This window comes from Psychrobacter sp. TB67 (assembly GCF_000511065.1).
In the GTDB taxonomy this organism is placed as follows: domain Bacteria; phylum Pseudomonadota; class Gammaproteobacteria; order Pseudomonadales; family Moraxellaceae; genus Psychrobacter; species Psychrobacter okhotskensis.
Genome location: NZ_AYYA01000082.1, coordinates 41,702 through 61,815, shown reverse-complemented (window position 1 = coordinate 61,815; position 20,114 = coordinate 41,702). Strand labels below are relative to the sequence as shown.

Annotated in this window: 18 protein-coding genes; 3 read left to right on the top strand and 15 right to left on the bottom strand. The window is 44.7% G+C overall.

What is annotated here, in order from left to right:
- Positions 1–137: 137 nt before the first annotated feature.
- The 6 genes from W293_RS0114550 to W293_RS0114525 all read right to left on the bottom strand — a co-directional run bounded on the left by W293_RS0114550 (position 138) and on the right by W293_RS0114525 (position 6,134).
- Positions 138–1,331, bottom strand: coding sequence for a hypothetical protein (locus tag W293_RS0114550; protein ID WP_025653118.1), 1,194 nt, complete (start codon positions 1,329–1,331; stop codon positions 138–140).
- Positions 1,332–1,389: 58 nt separating this feature from the next.
- Entirely contained in the window at positions 1,390–2,052 is a 663-nt protein-coding gene (locus tag W293_RS0114545; protein ID WP_025653117.1) for an OmpA family protein, read from the bottom strand.
- Positions 2,053–2,064: 12 nt separating this feature from the next.
- Positions 2,065–2,727 carry an OmpA family protein gene (locus tag W293_RS0114540; RefSeq protein ID WP_025653116.1) on the bottom strand — a complete coding sequence of 221 codons (663 nt, stop codon included), beginning with the start codon at positions 2,725–2,727 and terminating at the stop codon, positions 2,065–2,067.
- Positions 2,728–2,738: 11 nt separating this feature from the next.
- Positions 2,739–3,437 carry an OmpA family protein gene (locus tag W293_RS0114535; protein ID WP_025653115.1) on the bottom strand — a complete coding sequence of 233 codons (699 nt, stop codon included), beginning with the start codon at positions 3,435–3,437 and terminating at the stop codon, positions 2,739–2,741.
- A 38-nt stretch (positions 3,438–3,475) separates the two neighbouring features.
- On the bottom strand, positions 3,476–4,744 hold the full coding sequence (locus W293_RS0114530; RefSeq protein ID WP_025653114.1) for an FAD-dependent monooxygenase: 1,269 nt from the start codon (positions 4,742–4,744) through the stop codon (positions 3,476–3,478).
- Positions 4,745–4,823: 79 nt separating this feature from the next.
- A complete protein-coding gene (locus W293_RS0114525) occupies positions 4,824–6,134 on the bottom strand; it encodes an FAD-dependent monooxygenase (RefSeq protein ID WP_025653113.1) in 1,311 nt (436 codons plus the stop codon).
- Positions 6,135–6,803: 669 nt separating this feature from the next.
- Between W293_RS0114525 and W293_RS0114520 the strand changes: the two genes are divergently transcribed.
- Positions 6,804–7,892, top strand: a complete 1,089-nt coding sequence (locus W293_RS0114520) for a PhoH family protein (RefSeq protein WP_037026095.1) — start codon at positions 6,804–6,806, stop codon at positions 7,890–7,892.
- A 144-nt stretch (positions 7,893–8,036) separates the two neighbouring features.
- Complete coding sequence (ybeY, locus tag W293_RS0114515) at positions 8,037–8,633, top strand: rRNA maturation RNase YbeY (protein ID WP_025653111.1); 597 nt, start codon at positions 8,037–8,039, stop codon at positions 8,631–8,633.
- A 93-nt stretch (positions 8,634–8,726) separates the two neighbouring features.
- Here ybeY and W293_RS0114510 read toward each other — a convergent pair whose 3' ends face one another.
- Both W293_RS0114510 and W293_RS0114505 read right to left on the bottom strand, forming a co-directional pair.
- Positions 8,727–9,602 (bottom strand): mechanosensitive ion channel family protein, encoded by an 876-nt coding sequence (locus tag W293_RS0114510; RefSeq protein WP_025653110.1) that lies wholly within the window; start codon positions 9,600–9,602, stop codon positions 8,727–8,729.
- Positions 9,603–9,763: 161 nt separating this feature from the next.
- On the bottom strand, positions 9,764–10,651 hold the full coding sequence (locus W293_RS0114505) for an energy transducer TonB (RefSeq protein WP_025653109.1): 888 nt from the start codon (positions 10,649–10,651) through the stop codon (positions 9,764–9,766).
- Positions 10,652–11,416: 765 nt separating this feature from the next.
- On the opposite strand from W293_RS0114505, the gene W293_RS0114500 reads away from it, so the two are divergent.
- Entirely contained in the window at positions 11,417–12,214 is a 798-nt protein-coding gene (locus W293_RS0114500; protein WP_037026097.1) for a hypothetical protein, read from the top strand.
- Positions 12,215–12,403: 189 nt separating this feature from the next.
- On the opposite strand, the gene W293_RS0114495 is transcribed toward W293_RS0114500, so the two are convergent.
- The 7 genes from W293_RS0114495 to nuoI all read right to left on the bottom strand — a co-directional run bounded on the left by W293_RS0114495 (position 12,404) and on the right by nuoI (position 20,092).
- On the bottom strand, positions 12,404–13,234 hold the full coding sequence (locus tag W293_RS0114495; protein ID WP_025653106.1) for a ferredoxin--NADP reductase: 831 nt from the start codon (positions 13,232–13,234) through the stop codon (positions 12,404–12,406).
- A 171-nt stretch (positions 13,235–13,405) separates the two neighbouring features.
- Positions 13,406–14,884: an NADH-quinone oxidoreductase subunit NuoN gene (nuoN, locus tag W293_RS0114490; RefSeq protein WP_025653105.1), complete on the bottom strand. Its 1,479-nt coding sequence runs from the start codon at positions 14,882–14,884 to the stop codon at positions 13,406–13,408.
- 3 nt (positions 14,885–14,887) lie between these two features.
- Positions 14,888–16,516 carry an NADH-quinone oxidoreductase subunit M gene (nuoM, locus tag W293_RS0114485; RefSeq protein WP_025653104.1) on the bottom strand — a complete coding sequence of 543 codons (1,629 nt, stop codon included), beginning with the start codon at positions 16,514–16,516 and terminating at the stop codon, positions 14,888–14,890.
- Between the two features lies 1 nt (position 16,517).
- Entirely contained in the window at positions 16,518–18,392 is a 1,875-nt protein-coding gene (gene nuoL / locus W293_RS0114480) for an NADH-quinone oxidoreductase subunit L (RefSeq protein ID WP_025653103.1), read from the bottom strand.
- A gap of 4 nt (positions 18,393–18,396) precedes the next feature.
- Positions 18,397–18,705 carry an NADH-quinone oxidoreductase subunit NuoK gene (gene nuoK, locus W293_RS0114475; RefSeq protein ID WP_025653102.1) on the bottom strand — a complete coding sequence of 103 codons (309 nt, stop codon included), beginning with the start codon at positions 18,703–18,705 and terminating at the stop codon, positions 18,397–18,399.
- Between the two features lie 98 nt (positions 18,706–18,803).
- Positions 18,804–19,535 carry an NADH-quinone oxidoreductase subunit J gene (nuoJ, locus tag W293_RS0114470; protein WP_025653101.1) on the bottom strand — a complete coding sequence of 244 codons (732 nt, stop codon included), beginning with the start codon at positions 19,533–19,535 and terminating at the stop codon, positions 18,804–18,806.
- Positions 19,532–20,092: an NADH-quinone oxidoreductase subunit NuoI gene (gene nuoI / locus W293_RS0114465; RefSeq protein ID WP_037026099.1), complete on the bottom strand. Its 561-nt coding sequence runs from the start codon at positions 20,090–20,092 to the stop codon at positions 19,532–19,534. Before nuoI ends, nuoJ begins: the two co-directional genes overlap by 4 nt.
- Positions 20,093–20,114 lie beyond the last annotated feature (22 nt).

The window sequence follows — 20,114 nt, the reverse complement described above, 5'->3', positions numbered from 1 at the left end:
AGTTAAATTTAAAAATATTATAGCAAGTCTGTTGATAATTTTTTCAGCCTCTGTCTGCGTAGGCACAGTCCACCAGAAAATTTTATCAGACTTGCTGGTTGGCATTACACTTTTATTTAATATTTACTATATATTCATCACGCCATCGGCAGCGCTTTATTCACCTGACAAGCACGGTCATGCCATTGTACAAAATCATCAATACTGGCTTGTACTTTGCTGTTATTAGCAACTTCTTTACCAGCCATACTTTCAACATAATGGCACGCTCGATAGCCTTGGGCAAAACGATCATAGTCAACAATCCACTGTTTACGCGCCTTTAACGCGTCTTGACGTTGCTCAATGCTATTCTCCACATCGGTATTATCAGAGCCAAACCAAAAGTCCTTAGCAGGGATATCTTTAGCCAACTTATTATTTTCAACCTCAGTCATACGCCACGGCTTGGCAGTGAGGCGCGCTCGAAAACATTGCTGCGCTTGACAAAGGCGCACATAGTTGGCATCCGCATGGAAATACTCAAACCATTCTTCGACTAATTTATCACTTGGCGAAATGGTATCGTGTGTGGCAATAATGCGAAATCCTGCTGGCGTTTGATATAAACAAAAGCGTTCGGTAGGATGATTTACAACACGTTTTTTGATTAAATCTGTCATATAAGGCAGTAATGAGGCAATATCATCGGTATATTTTTGTGCGCGGGTCTTGTCTCTGGCACTGGCTTGTTGCCATAAATAGGCAGTCGCACTGAACATGACCACTAACAGCCATAACCACGACACTCCTAGCCAAGCGATGACACTGGCGATGAGTATAAAGGCAATAACAAAAAACCAAATTTTAATTTTGCTGGTGGGATTACTTTGATTAACGAGAAAGGCAGGCATAAAGCCATGATGGGTATAATCATCAGGATAGATATGACGCAATAAATCGTCATTATCAACATCAATAATAGCGATGTTATCAACGTTGGCGACTTGTGCGCCATAGCTGTTGCGCGTGACGATGAGCTTCGTTACTGCTGCACTATTATTAGATGATTCATTCTCTGGAAAAGAATGCTTGGAGACAATTTGCTCACGAATAGGAATGCTATTGCCTTCGTTATACTCTTCCCTGCGTTCACGACGCACAATATCTTCACCTGCCAGCCAGCGATGATGGGCGTCATCTACTCGTGATTTAGCATGGGATAGCGCTTCCATTTGGCTGATATCTGACCAACCGTAACGTTTAATAGTGGCTTGCTTGGAGGAGTTACTAGACGTCTCTAGCGATTCAAAGCGCTGTTTGTATTGCGCCCAGTATTTTGGGATAAGCATGGGGTTTGCCTTTGGATAGTTGTTTTAAACTAAAATCTGCTGATTAAATATTAAATAATTAATCTTTAGGCTCCGTAGCTATATCATAAACTCGGCGGTGCATAGACATCTCCTCTTCGGTATCAAAATCTGCAGTAGCTATCCCATAAACACGGCGGTTCATAGACTTACCTTCTTCAGTGTCAGAGGGCGCGATAGGTTGTTCAGCACCATAACTAGCGATGCTCAAGCGATCAGGATCAATTTGATGCTGCATTATTAAATAATTTTTAATGATAATCGCCCTATTTCTTGATAAAGAATCTGGTCGTAAGACGGTAGCTGATATTTCATCCACTTCATCTGCTGAAGCATGCCCTTCAATACGCATCGTTGCCGTATAGTACTCTTGCAGCTTTGCTGCTACTTTATCAAGCTCAAGCTGATACTTTGGCGATAGATCACTGCTACCCTTGGCAAAAAAGGCACGATATTCCATTTTTAGACCTATCCCCATGCCAGTAAAGGGACAACCCCTTTCATCTGTTACTATGTTCATTGGTGTACCTGGGCACATGTCTATATCATCAGAATATCCGTCGCCATCGCTATCTAAAATAGCTTCAACAACTGGTATATCAATAACTTGAGTTGCTTGATTAGACAAGTCGGCGGTTTGACAGCCTGTTAATACCAAAGCGCTTACCCAAACTAGAATTGTATTTCTTAATTTAATTTTCATTGTATTTTACCTTTAAAACTCGATACATCTGTTTGAGCCTAGGTCATTTTGATAATAATCAGCTTTGTGGTTTTTTGAATCGCTTACTAAGCTATAAACTCTACGATTCATAGATCTATTTTCCTCAGTATCAGAAGGTGCAATAGGACCTCTAATACCGCAATCAAGAGTAGTCAGACGACTAGGCTCAATTTTGTGATTTAAAATTAGGTAATTTTTAACAACGAGCGCTCGACTCTTAGCCAGTGAGTTTGATTGCAAAGTTGAGGTAGAAGCTTTACTGACCTCGTCCTCTGAGACATGAGCTTCAATTCTTATAGTAGCCGTCTCATAGTTATTCATCTGTGCTGCTACTCTATCAAGCTCATCATGATACTGTGGCAATAATTCACTGCTGTCCTTGGTAAAAAAAGCACGATACTCCATCATTGGAGGCATACCAATAAGACTCGTAATCTCAGGACAACCTCTTTCGTCCATTACCACGTTCTCTGTCGTATTTGGACACTGATCTAGCTCATCAGGAACGCCATCATTGTCACTATCCAAATTAACGACAACCGTTGGCATGTTGATGGTTTGACTTGTTTGCTTAGACAAATCGGCGGTTTGACATGCGGATAGCGTTAAGACGCTGATTAAAACAACAAGCGTACTTCTTAATAGCATGGTCATGTCTTCTACCTTTAAAATTGCTGACAAAATTCTTTATAGTACGTGAGTGAGTGCTCATTACCACTGCCCGTATAAAAATCATCTGCCTTTAACGCTTTACCATAAATACGCTGGTTCATTGAAGCGCCTTCCTCATTATCGTTAGGTGCAATCGGCATACTATCAGCGCAATCAAACGTATAAATTTTATCAGCAGCTATATTTCTGTTAATCAAAGCAGTTTTTATTACCTGTGCCCGCTCACGTCCTAATGGACGTTTATCAGCTTTTACTTGATTCATTTTTCCGTCTATATCTACTGATTTTTGCGCAGCTTCAGGCTCCGAGATGTGACCAGATAAGACTACCACCAGCTCAGGATCACTATGCATTTTTTCCGTTACTTTTTCTACTTCTGGTAAGTACTTCGTTTGCAACTCATTACTATTTTGCTCAAAGAAAACTCGTAGCTCCATCGTAAGATAATCGATCAAGCTCACCGCTACTGGACAGCCATACTCATCTACCACTACCCCTTTAGGAGTGTTTGGACAGTTATCAAGTTCATCGGGCACGCCATCATTGTCTGTATCTGCAAGTGGCTCTATCAGGACTTTAGGTGTGTTGTCTGCCTTTTCATCGATTATGGTTTTTTTGGGTACGGATTGGCAGGAAGTTAAAGTAAAACTAGCTATTACCACGGCTATCGTCATCCATGACTTAGTTTTCATACGCCATCCTTAGTGTAGTTAATAACTTCAATAAAACGCTAAACCCCGCTCGCCTGCTTAGCAAACAGTCTCATCAATGGCTTAATCTTACCAACTCGATACATACCTTCGCTGCGGATTTGTTGAATAGGACGCATCTGTGCAAGCGACCCTGCAAATAGCCAGTTAAGCGCGGAAAAGCTATGCATCATTAGACTGTTATGCGGACGGCGCAAACGCTCGTAGCTACGCAACGTTTGATTGCTGCCCCAACTGGTTCCACCGCTACGGGCAAAGTCGTGTGACAATTGCTCGCTTAACGTCTGCACATCGAGCATGCCCAGATTCAACCCTTGACCTGCCAGCGGATGCACGCCATGTGCCGCATCACCGATTAAGACCAAATTATCTGCGACATAGCTCTTTGCTTGTTGCGCAGTCAATGGAAAACTCGCGATTGATTCAATCTGACTGATAGCACCTAGCTCATAGTTACTGGCAGCAGCCAATTTATCAGCAATGACGCGCGCGTCCTCCTCTATCAACGCCAATGCTTGATTGCGCGGCAACGTCCAGACTACCGATTGCCAATGTTGTGGGTTGGCTTTATCCTCATCGGTAATATCGGCTAACGGTAATAGTGCCAGCGTACCGGTAGGTAGCATCGCTTGACGCGCAGTAGCTTGGTGAGGTTTATCAGTTTGAATAGCGCAGCAAATCGCCGTTTGCTTATAATCGAGTACATCCAACCCAATCGCTGCTTGCTGACGCACAAATGAGCCACGACCATCAGCACCGACCAGCAGCGTCGCTGCTATAGCAGTATGATCGTCTAAAGTCACACAGTAGCCTTGCTGCGCACCCAGCCAATCCATATTGATAACTTTATGTCCAGCGATGACGGTTAAATAGTCACTGACATCATCTTCAGATAAACGCTGCCATAACGCATGTTCAATGACGGCGGGCTCAACCATGCTGCCAAGTATTTGCGGCAGCGTACTGTTAGGATGATTGTCGCTGCTATCGCCAAATAACAGCTCGCCCATACCGTTGAGTTGCCATACCTGCATTTGTGAGTAGTCCGCTTTACGCTCAGAGGCTGCTATCTTTTGCCACGCGCCGACATCGCTCAGCAAGTTAATACTGGCCACGCTCAGTGCATAAACGCGAGCGTCGCGTTGCTTCAATATGTCTTGCCACTCTGACTCATCACGTTCAGGACGTGCATCAATCAACGTCACTGGCATTTTGGCTTGCGCAAGCTTTAACGCCAATGTCGCCCCAACAATACCGCTACCGATAATCAGCGTATGATTATTTTTCATAAGTTATTCCTACATTTAAGTGCCATCGTATAGAACATTGGTATAGACAATTGATATAACGTGCTCGTGCTATGACAAACTACGACTTCAAGCCCATCGCATAGTTAGCGATTAGCGGCTTAATATTTGGCAGTTTATCAAAGGCAACCAAAGCCACGTTACGTGCCAGCTTCACCGCTGGATTTGGATGCGTAAAGCCATGTACGACGGCATCACAAAAGCGAATCACGCGTTTTTGATCCGTTTGACGTGCCTTCTCATAGCGTTTTAACAGTTGCGTATCACCGATATCTGCGCCCTTTAACACTTGCCTACTCATCATTTGCGCCAGTACATGAGCGTCACGCATACACAGGTTAAAGCCTTGTCCAGCGACTGGATGCAAGGTGTGCGCTGCATTACCCATGATGACGCAGCGACCCTCGACTTGTTTGTCAGCGAGCACTCGCGTTAAAGGATAAGCGCCGCGACGACCAGCCGCTATAAAGGTGCCAGCGCGCGCGCCAAAAGCCTGCTGCAAGGTTGCCAAGAAATGCGCATCATCTTCTAGATACTGCGTTTCCTCACCCGTTGGACAAACCCAAACGACTGAACGTCTATAGCCTTTTTGATAGTCATCATTACCATCACCTTCTGGATCGGTCAATGGCAATACCGCCAGTGGCCCTGCTGGGCTAAAACGCTCAATCGCCACATGCTCATGTGGCTTGTCAGTCTCTACCACGCCGACGATAGCAGTTTGCTGATAATCATAAGTTGTCGTGCCGATATTCAATAGCTGACGTACGGTAGAGTCACGACCATCACAAGCGACCAACACGCTGCCCTGCAATTGCTGCTCATCGTCCTTTTCACCATGGCGGCTAAAGCTCAGCGTCACCATATCGTTTTGCTGCGCAACTGCCGTGACATTGGCATTATCAATCAAAGTGATCAGCGGTTCTTGTTGCGCAGCTAATAACAGCTTGCGTCCGAGCCACGCATTTTCCATTACTTGGCCGAATGACTCGACCCGCTCTTCCGCTTTGTTTAATTGCGCGCGCCCAAAGCTGCCCTGCTCGCTAATTTGCACCGCATCAATACGGCAAGCGTGACTTTGCAGCTCATCCCAAAGGCCAATCTCTTGATAAATCTGTACCGTACGCCGCGATAAAGCAGTATTACGGCTATCCAAATAATGGCTGCGCTTAGCATCATCACTGGGACTAATGGTTGGATAGCTCATCTTCTCAAGCAAGGTGCTACCAATACCATGATGTGCGAGTAACAGCGCAAAAGACAAGCCTACATGACCACCGCCGGCGATAAGGACTTGCTGCTCAGTCATTGCCTTTGTATTTTTAGACTGGTTTGTAGCATCCGATAAATTTGAACCTTTCTGTTGTGTCATTATTATTCCTTATGTGATCTCTTTAGCATGCTGGCTGGCTATCCATCATTAGCAAAAACGAGTTATTGATGAACCTTCAAGAACGTTATTATCGTAGACGTTATATTGTTCTATCTAAAAACGTCATCGTTCTATTAAGACGTGAATTTTTCTGTTAAGTTAGCTATTTAGATATAGTCAAAATATCCTAAAAACGTGACGGTATGGCTGATATTATTTTTCACCTCTATAACTAATTAAATTGTGATGATATGGCTGATAGATTACCACAAATTGTCTACTATTCTGTGCTCTCGACGGTATAGACAGCGTGTACAAAAACTATTGAAATATCTAAAACAGCAGTGATAGTGTGCTTGAGACACAAAGTTGTATAGCTTAAGCATCAGCGCTTGTAAAATCTTGGCGCAGCGGTTGCAATCGTCATACAAAAACCAGGCCTTTCACGCCATCTATTGCTTGAATTTTAAAATCTATCTACCATAATGAAGGCAGGCCATTCACTTATTATCATCCACAAACCCCACAATAATTTTACCGTCATTGTTGTCGCTACTCTCTAAAAGCAATAAAGCATTACTGACTATTTTATCTATTATGCCCCTGCTTCTATCAATAATAGCAATAGCATCGGGCTACCAATATAAGGATAATCGATTGACTGACTCCATGAGCCGCCGTATAAAGTTCGAATCATTGACTCCAGCACAGCTAAAAACCGTGCTTGGTGAATACAATAACCACATGAAATATATCCAAGAACGCCTCGATATCAAAATTAGCCAACGCCAAGGCGATTTTTGTTTGAGTGGCGATATCACTGGCGTTGAGCGCGGCGAACGTATCATTTATAAAATGGTCGATGAAGCTCAAAATTCAAAAGATATTAGCGCAGAAGAGCTGCACCTCATTATCCAGTCAAGCATCTCGCGCGATCAAGACAATGAGGAAGATGAGCAAGCAGCTGCTGAGGAGAATAAGGACGACTTAGCTACTGCTAGTGAGTTTACCCCGATCAGCTTGCGCACGCGCAAAGGTAAAATCATTCCGCGCGGTGGCAATCAGCAGCGTTATGTGAGAGATATTTTATCGTCTGATGTGTCGTTCGGGATTGGGCCTGCCGGTACCGGTAAGACTTATTTGGCGGTCGCTTGTGCCGTCGATATGATAGAGCGTAATGAGATTGAGCGTATTTTATTAGTGCGCCCTGCGGTAGAAGCAGGCGAAAAGCTAGGCTTTTTACCCGGTGACTTGTCACAAAAAATCGATCCCTACTTACGCCCTTTATACGATGCGTTGTACGAGATGCTTGGCTTTGAAAAAGTCGGCAAAATGATTGAGAAGCAAATTATTGAAGTTGCCCCGCTGGCCTATATGCGTGGTCGTACTTTGAACAATTCGTTTGTCATTTTGGATGAAGCGCAGAACACCACGCCTGAGCAAATGAAAATGTTTTTGACACGCTTAGGCTTTGGCTCACGTGCAGTCATCACGGGTGACATTACTCAGGTCGATTTGCCCCGCGGTACCAAATCAGGACTGACGCAGGCGCTCGAAATCCTAAGCGGTATCGAAGAGATTCATATCACTAAGTTTGATTCAAAAGACGTGGTCCGCCATCAGTTGGTGCAACAAATCGTTGAAGCTTATGATGTGTTTGATAATGAGCAGTTGATACTAGAAGAAAAACGCAAACAAGAACGCTTAGCTGAGCAAGAGCGCAGACAAGCGATAAGTAACGCGGCGGCTAAACTATAGGTGAAAAGCTATAGCTGTTGAATTGTAGCTATCATGAAACGTTTAGCTTTAAAACGTTTAGCTTCAAACTAATCAAAACCGGATTACTAAAGACAGTAGTTCGGTTTTTTATTAGGCCGTGCTATTTGTTAATAGGATAGAAAAATGAACCAATCTAATGATAATAATATGAATGAAACAGATGCAAACAATCTCACCAGTGCTGAGCTCAATGTCAGCGCTATTGACAGTATTAATGATGATTTGATTGAGCGCTTTTATAGTGAAGATAGTCTGTTGTCAGTCATAATGGCGACTTTAAATTATATCGATAAACGTATTAACACTGGCATGACGCTGCCTTATTTTGCAGATATCAGTCATGAGCAATGGCAACAGAAGCCAAAAGCACTCGATATATATATTACGGATGAGGCGGAGGGACGCGAGTTAAATCTGGAAGCGCGTGGCAAAAATTATGCGACCAATATTCTGTCCTACCCCAGTGAGATGCCAGCCAACATTATTGAGCTGATGCCAACGCTGCCGCTGGGTGAGCTAATTATTTGTCATGAAGTCATGGTACGTGAGGCCGCCGAGCAAAACAAAACCGTCGCGCAGCATATTAGTCACCTATTGATACACGGTATGCTGCACTTATTAGGGTTTGATCATGAGCTCGGACAGACCGAGCAAGATGAGATGGAAAGTTTTGAGATTGAGATTTTGGCAGGTTTAAACCTACCAAATCCTTATATTTAATTTAATGGCTGTTTAACTTAATAACCGTTAAGTTAATAACGGTTATTAAGCGATAAGTTAATAAACAGTTAAATTTATGCGGACAATCTTTGGTTAGTCTTTAGTCATGGTTAGCTTTTGTGCCTCACCCATTTGGTTAATCATTTGATCTAGACCTTTGACATGGACACTGCGCTGCGGGAATGGAATCTCAATTTTCTCATCATCAAGCGCATGTTTAAACTGTTCAAGCAAGTCACATTGCATTGACCACCAGTCGGCGTTAGTCGTCCAGACATTTAAAGTCAGATCAACCGAGTTATCACCTAGGTTGGTCACCCGTACGATGGGCTCAGGGTCCGTAAAGGCCATTGCATTATTTCTAGCCAAACTTAGCATGACCTCTTTTGCCGTTTTAATATCGGCATCATAGCCGATACCTACTGTGATATCGACACGGCGATTGGGCAGCGCCGTATAGTTGATGACCGCTGAGGTAGTGATATTGCTATTAGGAATAATAATATCGTGATTGTTGGTCGTCGTAATATGCGTATTGACTAGCGTAATCTCAGTGACGGTGCCAGTGTAACTGCTGATCTGCACAAAATCACCGCGTACGAAGGGACGAAAAGTCACAATCATGATACCAGCCGCGAAGTTTGACAGCTGATCTTTGAGGGACAGACCAATCGCAACCGCAGCACCACCTAATATAGCGACAACCGAGGTAGTCTGTACGCCAACTTTACTTAGCGCAGCCAAAGATACCACGACCAGCAGTACCCCATAAATTAACCGACCTAAAAAGCTTGCAACGGTGTCATCTAAGTGGCTACGTAGCATAATTCGATGCGCGACGGTGACAGCTTTTTTTGCCAGCCAGCGCCCTACGACGAATATGAGTATGGCTAAGGCCACTTTAATAACTAAGCCTAAAGCGTTACTGGTTAAGCTGGCAACATCTACGGTAAAACCTAAAAATTCCATACTGACTCTTTACTCTATTACTGTGTTTTATGAATGTGGGTAGTTGCTATAAAAGACACGATTATTAAAAAACGGTCATTAAAGACTATCATTAAAAAATTGTCGTTAAATTTATACCGTTATAGACGTCATTTTGAAAAATAGAATGGGCTTTTAACAGTTTAATAAGTCACGTCTACTTTGTCACTATAACGATAGGTACGTATCAAACGCAACTCGACGATATCATGCATGTCTTCAGTGAATTTGCCAAAGGGCGCTGCTTGCCGTACTGATTGCTTGGCAGCTTCATCGAGTATCGTGGAGTTTGAGCTTTCAAGCAGACGAATGGCTTTAATATTGCCATCATGATTGATAATAACCATGAGGCGCACCTCGCCCGTAATACCTTGCGCACGCGCTTGGGCAGGATACTGTAAGTTGCCAACGCGCTCGACGTGCTCACGAAAAGTATTGATATAATCGGCAGCTGCACCACGCGTCGTTGAATTACTGTCAACGGTCACCACTTTCGACTTGGTCGCGTAGAGCTGCTGACGCTGAGACAGTTGCGCCTCTAACGTGGCAATCTCTTTACGCAGCCGCTCTTCTTGCGCCATGAGATCATCTTTTGCTTGCTTACTGTCATTATCAGACTCTACCGTAGCCTGCCGCCAGCTCAGCGTGGTACGCAGATAGCTCTCTTGATAGCGCTGCTGGCGCACTTGGCGCTGCAAACTGATCACATCTTGCGTTTCGCTCATTTGCTCAGCAGAGAGCGGACTGCTCTGATCGCTCTCTTGCCGCAACGGTTCACGCACTGTGCCACCGCCCTCTTGGGAGGCATTGGCAATAAAATGCGCATCTTCATTCGGCTGCATATTATCGGTAAGTGCCTTAGCCACGTCTTGCATCATCGCGGCAGGGTCTTTGCCCATCGAAAAGCTGATACCAAAAATAATCACCGCATGGACGACAACGGCGATGACAATAGCAACAGGCAAGCTAATATCACGCTTAGGGGTTTGCGCTGAAAAGTGGTAGCTTTGCGAGTCTTTGATATAGGCCACAATTGGTCTCAGCTTTTAGGTATGAGCGAGCTTATAGTTATTTATAAATAAAGGGTGCAGACAATATGATTGTAATGTTGGCGCGCGCTATTTAAAGCACATGAGCATATGTCGGCGCTATCATAACATGACACATAATTATGTCGCTAGCATAACCGTTGCACATTGCATCATCTTGGCCTTTTTTGGCAAAGTCATAACCTAGCGAGGGTGAGACAGTTTTATGACGAATATCCGTTAACAGGGGTACATTATTAGTTTATTAACCTGCAATAGGTTTAAATGAATAGCGACAAAACGCATGTGTTCATTTTGCATGCTGCTGATTTGTTATATACTGTTTCTAATGATGACAATAATAAATAGTAGGTATTACCCTAACAATCGTGAATTTCTATTGTATATGACATAGCGCTGCTCTAAGCTTAGGGCGTGTCCTCCTTTGAAAAATGGAGATAAAAATGAAATAAATTGCAGTCAATCAAGGAAAACAGCGCAGATAATATCGGGATATTGCCCAGCTCTTTGACGACGTTTGACAAAATTTAGCCATTTTTAGTTCATTTAGAGGTTCATCGCTTGAATTGAGGACACGCCCTAGTATCAATATATGTCATTTAAACCCGTTTTATAGTGACCATTTTTTGAGCCAAAACTACTTTGAACTCATGTAGCATGTCTGACTTTTACAAGACGTTTTCTATTTTATAGACGCTATTTTTCATAAACGCTACTTTGCGTCGCCTCTGATGTTGCTGCCCGATAATGATAAGGATAATAAGTTTGAGTGATTTTGATAACATGAATAATTCAGACAGCTTCGATGACTTCTTCGATAGTATCGGCTATCGTTTTGACGAGTCATTCAGCGATGGTTGGGAGCGCCTGACCCAGACTATTAAGAATATATATAACAAAACGACTGACAAGTTTGAGGACGAGCTATCGCTGCCAGTGGCACAAATCTATGTCAATGATGCCCTGCAAAAGTTCGTGACCGACAATGTCAAAGCCATCTTAGAGCTGCGTGTTGAGATGCATGACGATTGGTTCCGCTTATACTGCACGATAAATGCAGCCGGTATTTATGCGGAAGTTGCCAGTAATTTTAGCTTGGTTCATGTGCAGCTTGATCGCAATGTACAGCGCTTTGTATTTGGGCAGCAGACTTATACCGATGTGCTCAACCTACGCTGCGAGTCGTTTATCAAGCGCCAAGGCATTAAGCTCTTTATCTGGTTCTATCACCGCATCTTGAAAAAAGACCCGTTGGGTTTTATTTTGTCCTATATCAATATCGCTCGCGCAAAAGACGAAGTCATCTATCTTGATATCAATCGCTGGCTGAAGAAGAACAAAAAAATCATGAGCACTTTGCATAAGGTGCAAGTAAATTATGGCGAAATTGAAGAAGAGCAAATGATTTTGAAAACGCAAATCAATTATCGAGATCTATTGGCAGCGAGCAGCAACGAAGACATCATTGGTGACGATGATGAGCCTGAGCTGATGCAAGGCCCAATCAATCCAATTGCTGATGCCACTGAGCCGAGTCAAGTTTAGACATTATTACTCTTAGCTCATAAAAAAACGCTGATTCTTGGAGACTATGGTCTTTTAAGAGTCAGCGTTTTTTTATTGATACCAATTTTTTGTAGCCTCTGTCTGCGCAGGCACAGCAAGCAAGCAAGGAAAATTGATATCAGCAGTGCGTCATGTATCGATATTACTTTTTACTAACTATAGCGAGCGTTACCAGTAGTTTTCTACCGCAATATTGCCCTCACCGCGACGATTCATCACCAAACCTAACGACTTTAGCGTTTCTTTAGTGTCTTCTACCATATCTGGATTGCCACATAACATAACATGCGTGCTCTCAGTGTCTAACGCTATGCCCGCGCGTTCTTGTAACGTACCATCTAATAGCAGTTTTGGTAGCCGCTCTGTCAGTGCGCCCTCAACTGGCTCACGAGTAACAATAGGAATGAAGATTAATTTGGCTGGATTATCGACCAGCGAGCCAAAGTCTTCTTGCAAGCGTTCAATCTGCTCGACATAGGCCAGCTCCTCTATCGAGCGCGCACTATACGCCAAGACAATATGATCGTAATCCTGCCACGTTTGCAAGTCTTGTAGCATCGACAAGAACGGTGCCAAGCCCGTACCTGTCGCCAGCAGCCATAAGTCTTTTGGCAACGGCTTTTGATAACGTGCTAAGGTTAAAAAACCAAACGGCATGGTATTGAGCAATAGCTCATCGCCCACTTGTAAGTGCTGCAGCTGCGAGGTGAACGCGCCATCAGGAATCACGATAGAGAAAAACTCTAATACCTCATCAAAAGGAGATGAGACGATAGAATAGGCACGAAAGATATCTTCATTCAATGCAGCATTAGGTGCATCTTTGGCAGACTCGCCTTGCTGCTGATAATATTTTAATTGACTCGGGTTGACACCCAAACGTACAAATTGCCCCGCCGTAAATTTAAAACTATCTGGACGGCTGACGGTAAAGCTAAACAAATTCGGGGTCCAAGTGGTTTTACTCAGTACCGTCACGCTTTGGATATTGTCACTCATAATCATTTGTCACTCATATTTTATTAAGATTTATACTTATAAGAATTTAAAAAGTACAAAAAAAGATGCGCCAAGCTTATCATAAAGCGGGCGCATCTTGTTTTTCTAACCGTAACAGCAGATAAGCAGCTCCATAAAAATGCAGCGACTTACCTTACATTTATAATAGTATTACCAAATACGAGCCAGACTTGCCCACTCAATTAAGGTGTTTGGCAAGATACCGAAGAAGACAATCAGCGCAGTCGCGGCAATCACCATGATACCACCGGTACGAATACCCCATTGTCCAGCGACGTCAAACTCGATAAATTGCTTAGGACGTTTAAATAAGGTAAGCATCACGCGCAAGTAATAGAACAAGCCAATGGCACTACCCAAGATAATCATAGCCGCCAAGAACCAATGCGTGCCTTGTACCGCAGCCAATATCGCAAACAACTTAGTGATAAAGCCTGCCGTCAGTGGAATACCAGCCAATGACAACATCATAATTGTCATAACAGCGGTCAGCACCGGACGACGCCAAAACAGCCCTTGATAATGGGTCAGCTCATCCGCTTCACCAGCCAATCGATACGGGCTCGACATCAAGGTCACCACACCAAAAGCACCGATAGAGGTAAACGCATAAACGGCCATATACATGCTAGAAATACTATCCGCTGCCGTACCAATGCTGACGATGACAATAAGCACGTAACCCATATGCGCAATGGATGAATAACCCAATAAGCGTTTTAGGCTAGTCTGACGGACTGCCAACAAGTTACCCGCCAAAATCGATAAGGTCGCCATAACCATCAGTAACATCTGTACCGACGGTAATGCCAATAAAGACGTATCGATTAAGAATCGTACTGCAAGCGCCATCATAGCGACCTTTGATACCGATGCTAAAAACGTGGCAATCGGTGCCGGTGCGCCTTCGTAAACATCGGGCGTCCACATATGAAAGGGTGCAGCCGACAGTTTAAACGCAATACCGAACATCATCATTGCCGCGCCGAGTATTAATAGTGGCGACTCAAACACATCACCCAACATAATACTAATCGGTTTAAAGGCCAACGTGCCGACTTGCGCATAGATAAAGGCCATGCCCATGAGCAAGGTTGCCGATGCCGTCGCTGACAGCACCAGATACTTAAGCCCTGATTCAAGCGAGCGATTGCGCATGTAAGTATAAGACAACAGACCATAGAGTGGCACTGAGAGCAGCTCTAAGCTCATAAAGAACGATGCCATATGCTGAGCACAGACCATGAGCAGCGCGCCAGTGGTCGATAGCAGCATGAGCAAGTACAGCTCATCTTTATTGTCTTTGAAATCAGCCAAATAAGCATAAGACAACGTACAACAAGCCAGCGCACAGATCAATATCACTACCATGTTGAACTGCGCAAAGTTATCAATCACAAAAAGCTGTTCGGCGACTGGTAACTGCGACCCACTAGTAATGATGCCTGCCATTTGCCCAATTAACGTAAACAGACCAATATTAAGACCAACGACTGTAATAGTGCCGGTTATCATATGTGAGCGTTTAATAGTGATGGCGATCATTACCAGCAATACCGTAATGACGACGGCAATGATCGGTGCATAAGGCATCAGTCCCATCAAATCATTCATCGTAAATTCATTCATGACTTAACGTGCCTCCATTGCATCAAGCAGCTGCGATGCGTCTACTTGTGTCACTTGACTATATATATAGGCATTATTAATCCACTGCATCGCGTGGCTTGAGGTATCAAGGAACGGCTGTGGATACAGTCCGAGCCAGACCAAGCCTGCGGCGAGCATCAGTAATAATGACAGCTCACGTTTGCCCAAATCTTTTAATTTGCGGCTCGGTAAACCGTGTGATTTGGTCTCGCGCATGGCCAATTCTTTAACATTATTGGTACCAAACAACGCGCTATGAATCAAGATAAGCGAGTACAACCCTGCCAATACCAAGCTAAAGGTGGCCAATATCACAAACACTGGATACTGAGCAAATGCGCCTAATAAAATCATGAATTCGCCAATGAAGTTACCGGTACCGGGAATACCTAACAAAGCGGCACAGAAGAACATTAGTATCGGTGCATAATAGCGGAACTGACCCCACATACCGCCCATCAAGGTCAAATCGCGGGTATGCAGACGCTCGTACAACTGCCCTGCCATAATAAATAGGGCAGCTGAGCTTAAGCCATGGGCCAGCATTTGAATCATTAAACCTTGCAAGCTGAGCAACGTACCTGCATAGATTGCCAATACCACAAAACCCATGTGCGAGATACTGGTATAAGCCAGCAGGCGCTTCATATCGGTCTGCATAAAGGCTAGCCATGCGCCATAAAAGATACCAATCGTACCCAAGGTCATGGCTATTGGCGCAAAATCTTGTGATGCGGCTGGGAACAGTGGTAAGACAAAACGAATCAAACCATAAGCGGCGGTCTTGATCAGTACCCCTGCCAAATCCACTGAACCGGCGGTTGGTGCCTGCGCATGGGCGTCAGGTAGCCAGCCGTGAAAGGGAACAATCGGTAGCTTGACCGCAAAGCCAATAAAGAAGCATAGCATGATGGGATATTCCCAACCGCCAAGCGAGGTACCGAGCAAGTCATTATAATTAAAGCTGACCACGCCTTTTTGTGCGTAGCTAATGATTACCAGTACCAAGATACCGACCAACATGATGAGGCCAGACGCTTGGGTATAGATAAAGAACTTGGTTGCCGCGTATTCTTTGGTCTTGCCACCGACCACATCATGACCCCAAATAGCAATCAAGAAGTAGATAGGAACCAGCATCATCTCCCAAAAGAAGAAGAATAAAAACAAGTCAATTGCTAAGAAAACACCGATAACGCCGCCTAAACTCCACAGCAAGTTTAGATGAAAGAAACCAACGCGGCGCTGAATCTCATTCCACGAACAGGCCACTGCTGCGATACCCAGTAGCCCTGTAAGAGCCACCATCATAAGCGACAAACCATCCATCGCTAAATGAAAACTAATACCAAAAGTCGGTATCCAAGGCACCATAAATTCAGCGACCCAAGGCACAGCAGCATCTGGTGCAATCACCTGCTTGCTCATACCACCAAAATCACCGTATTGCCACAGTACCAGTGACAAAGCAAAAGTCAACGTCATACCAATTAAAGCAATCCAGCGCGGCAGACGTTTATTAAAGCGCTCTACCAGCCAACACAGCAATCCAGCAATAAACGGAATCGCAATCAATGCTGGTAGCATCCACGTTTGTTGTAACTCAATCATCTTATACCACCGTCATCATTACCAGCACCAGCAATACAGCCATGCCCAAGCCAAAGCTTGTAGCGTAACCTCGAAGTGACCCTGTTTGCGTCGCAGACAATACCCTATTACCAGCCGATGCCAGCTTAGGTAATAGGAGCCACGATTTATCGACAGGATCGGCTTTAAATAAGCGGCCGATGAACAAAAAGGGTTTTACAAAAATTATATCGTATAGCGCATCAAAGCCCAGACCGTGGTAGCACCAATGATATAACGCACCGCCGATACGTGAGCGCTTAAAGCGTGTGAGTGTACGACCTTTATCCACCACATATAATAGTGCTGCTAAGACAAGCCCTGCGAGCATCGCACCCATCGCGATATACTCTGCGGTGTGCTTGGCATGCGCTTGACCAGCAACTTCTAATAAGTGTCCAACGCTCTCTGGCAGCACCCCTTGCAATGGCGGAGTAATCAATGCGCCGACCGCAGTTGATAACACCAGCAATACAGTCAGTGGCAACCAATATGACACCCCTGACAACTTGTGCGCATGGGTTTTTTCTTCGCCAAAAAACACAATCCAAATCATACGGAAAGTATAAAGCGCGGTTAAGAAAGCACCGAATACACCCATATAGAATAAAACTTGATGACCAGTGGCATAGGTTTCCCACAGAATGGCTTCTTTAGAATAAAAGCCAACGGTGACCCAAGGTATCGCAGCCAGCGCACCGCCACCGATGATATAACACCAAAACACCAATGGAATCTTTTTGCGTAAGCCGCCCATCTTAAAGATATCTTGCTCGTGGTGTACCGCCAAAATGACTGCGCCTGATGATAAAAATAGCAACGCTTTAAAGAAAGCGTGGGTCATCAAGTGGAAGATAGCCCCTTGCCATGCGCCAACGCCGAGTGCTAAGAACATATAGCCAATTTGGCTCATGGTCGAATAGGCAAGAATACGTTTAATATCAGTTTGCGCCAGTGCACAAAAGCCAGCAACGACCAACGTCAGTGCTCCAACGCCGCCGACCCAATATAATAAAATACCAGGCGTCAGCTCAAACAGTGGATGCAGACGGGCGATTAAATAAACCCCTGCCGTGACCATCGTTGCCGCGTGAATCAATGCCGAAACTGGCGTCGGACCTGCCATCGCATCGGCAAGCCACGTATGTAATGGTAGCTGCGCTGATTTACCCATCGCGCCACCAACGAGCATCATGGTCGTTAGAATCATCGTTGGATTGTTAATATCAAACACGTCTGGAGCGCGCGTAATAATCTCTTGAATATTAAGCGTGCCAAATTCGCGGAATAATAAAAACAAACCAAAGGCTAAGAACACATCACCCACACGGGTGACGGTAAAGGCTTTCATCGCCGCCCGACCATTGGCTCTGTCATGATAATAAAAACCAATGAGTAAGTATGAACAGATACCGACGCCTTCCCAACCGAGATAGAGCAAGAATAAATTGTCCGCCAATACCAGCAATAACATACTGGCGACGAACAAGTTCATATAGCTAAAGAAACGGGCAAAACCAGTGTCGCCTTTCATATACCAAGCGGCAAACAGGTGAATCAAAAAGCCAATGCCAGTAATAACACCTGTCATCGTTAATGCTAAACCGTCAAAGCTCAAGCCAAAGCTTGGTGCAAAGTCTCCCACTTGGAACCAAGTCCATAGCGGAACCTCAATGACCGTGCCCGCAGGATGCGTCGTTAAAAAAGTATAGCTGACCACCAGTGTGCATAGCGCTGATAGCAGCATACTACCGACACCGACAATCGCGGCTACTTGCTCTGATAATTTGTCACGCATAAAGGCTAAAATCAAAAAGCCAACGAGCGGGAATATAAAGGTTAATGGTAATAAACTCATGACATCATCCTTTCATCTCATTGGCGCTATCGACATCGAGATGCCCACGCTGGTGATAAAAACGTAATAATATTGCCAGACCAATAGAGGCTTCAGCGGCTGCCAACGTCAAAATAAAGATAAACATAATTTGTCCATCCGGATCGACCCAGCGACTGCCTGCGACCACAAACGCTAAGGCTGCCGCGTTCATCATGATCTCAAGGCTCATTAGCATAAATAAAAAGTTACGCCGTACCATGACACCGCACAGACCAATGGCGAATAAAATTCCCGCCAAAATTAGTCCGTGGCTCATGGGTATCATACCCAGTACATTCTGCGCCGCGGCAGCGGGCTGTACTAAGCCTGCCACCTCATGGGCAAACGGCACGTTCGACACGTCTTGTGCCACGCTTGCTGCTAGTACCATCAGTCAGACTCCTTGCGCGTGACTTTCTTCATACCCACCTGCATACTTACCTTCTTACCAACGTAGTCATGTGGATCGACATCTTTATATTCGTAGGGTTTAGCCATTTTTACCGCATCATGTTCAGTATGAGTGCTATCGTTATCGTATTGGGTGATACTGCCCACACTGGGCTTAAAGTCCTGACTGTCATTGCCGACAATTTCATCATCACTCGACTCTTTGCCCACATGATACGCAGCCACTAGCGCCGCTAATAATAACAAAGCAGCGACTTCTACCAACATAATATACTTACTAAATAAGGCAGTACCTACTGCTTTAGCAGTAACACTCATACCACCAATGACGGCTGCTTCGTCGTGATTAAGACCAATCAGCGCATAGAGCACAACGGCGATAACGATCGTCAACCCTGTCGGTATTGCCCAAGTGCCTGCATCGAGCCAGCGCTCTTCACGCTCATCATTACTCATACCCAAGTTGAGCATCATAATAACAAAGACGAAGAGCACTAAAATTGCGCCAGCGTAAACAACAATTTCTAACGCCCCAGCAAATGGCGCACCCAGCACAAAAAATATGCCAGCGACCGCCAATAAAGACACAATCATCGACAAAATAGCGTGTACAGGATTGGCATGGGTAACTACCCGTAGACTGGCAAAGATAGCCACCGCGGCAAGCGCATAAAAACCTGCCAGTTCAGGATTGTTCAAGATATTCATCATGGCAGCAAGCTCCTTAGATCAATCGGTGCTGCTTCATTTTGAGCAGCGCCTTTTGGTTTGTCCGCTACCGCCATACCCGTCACACGATAATAGTTATAATCGGGATATTTACCCGGTCCTGAAATCAGCAAATGCTCTTTTTCATAGACCAAATCTTGGCGCTTATATTCACCCAGCTCAAAATCGGGGGTCATTTGAATCGCGGTCGTCGGACAGGCTTCTTCGCATAGGCCACAAAAAATACAGCGCGAGAAGTTGATACGGAACAACTCCGGATACCAACGACCATCTTCACGCTCCGCTTTTTGTAAGGAGATACAGCCGACTGGACAGGCCACGGCACATAAGTTACAAGCAACACAGCGCTCATCACCATCAGGGTCGCGAGACAATATAATACGTCCACGAAAGCGCGGCGGTACCGGTACCGGCTCTTCAGGATAAAGGATGGTGTCACGTGGCCTAAGGGCATGACTGTTAACCATCCACATACTGCGTACAATGGTAAACATACCAATGACGATCTTTTTTATGGCCGTAAAAAAAGTTGCTAACATGGAACTTTCCTTTGCATATTTG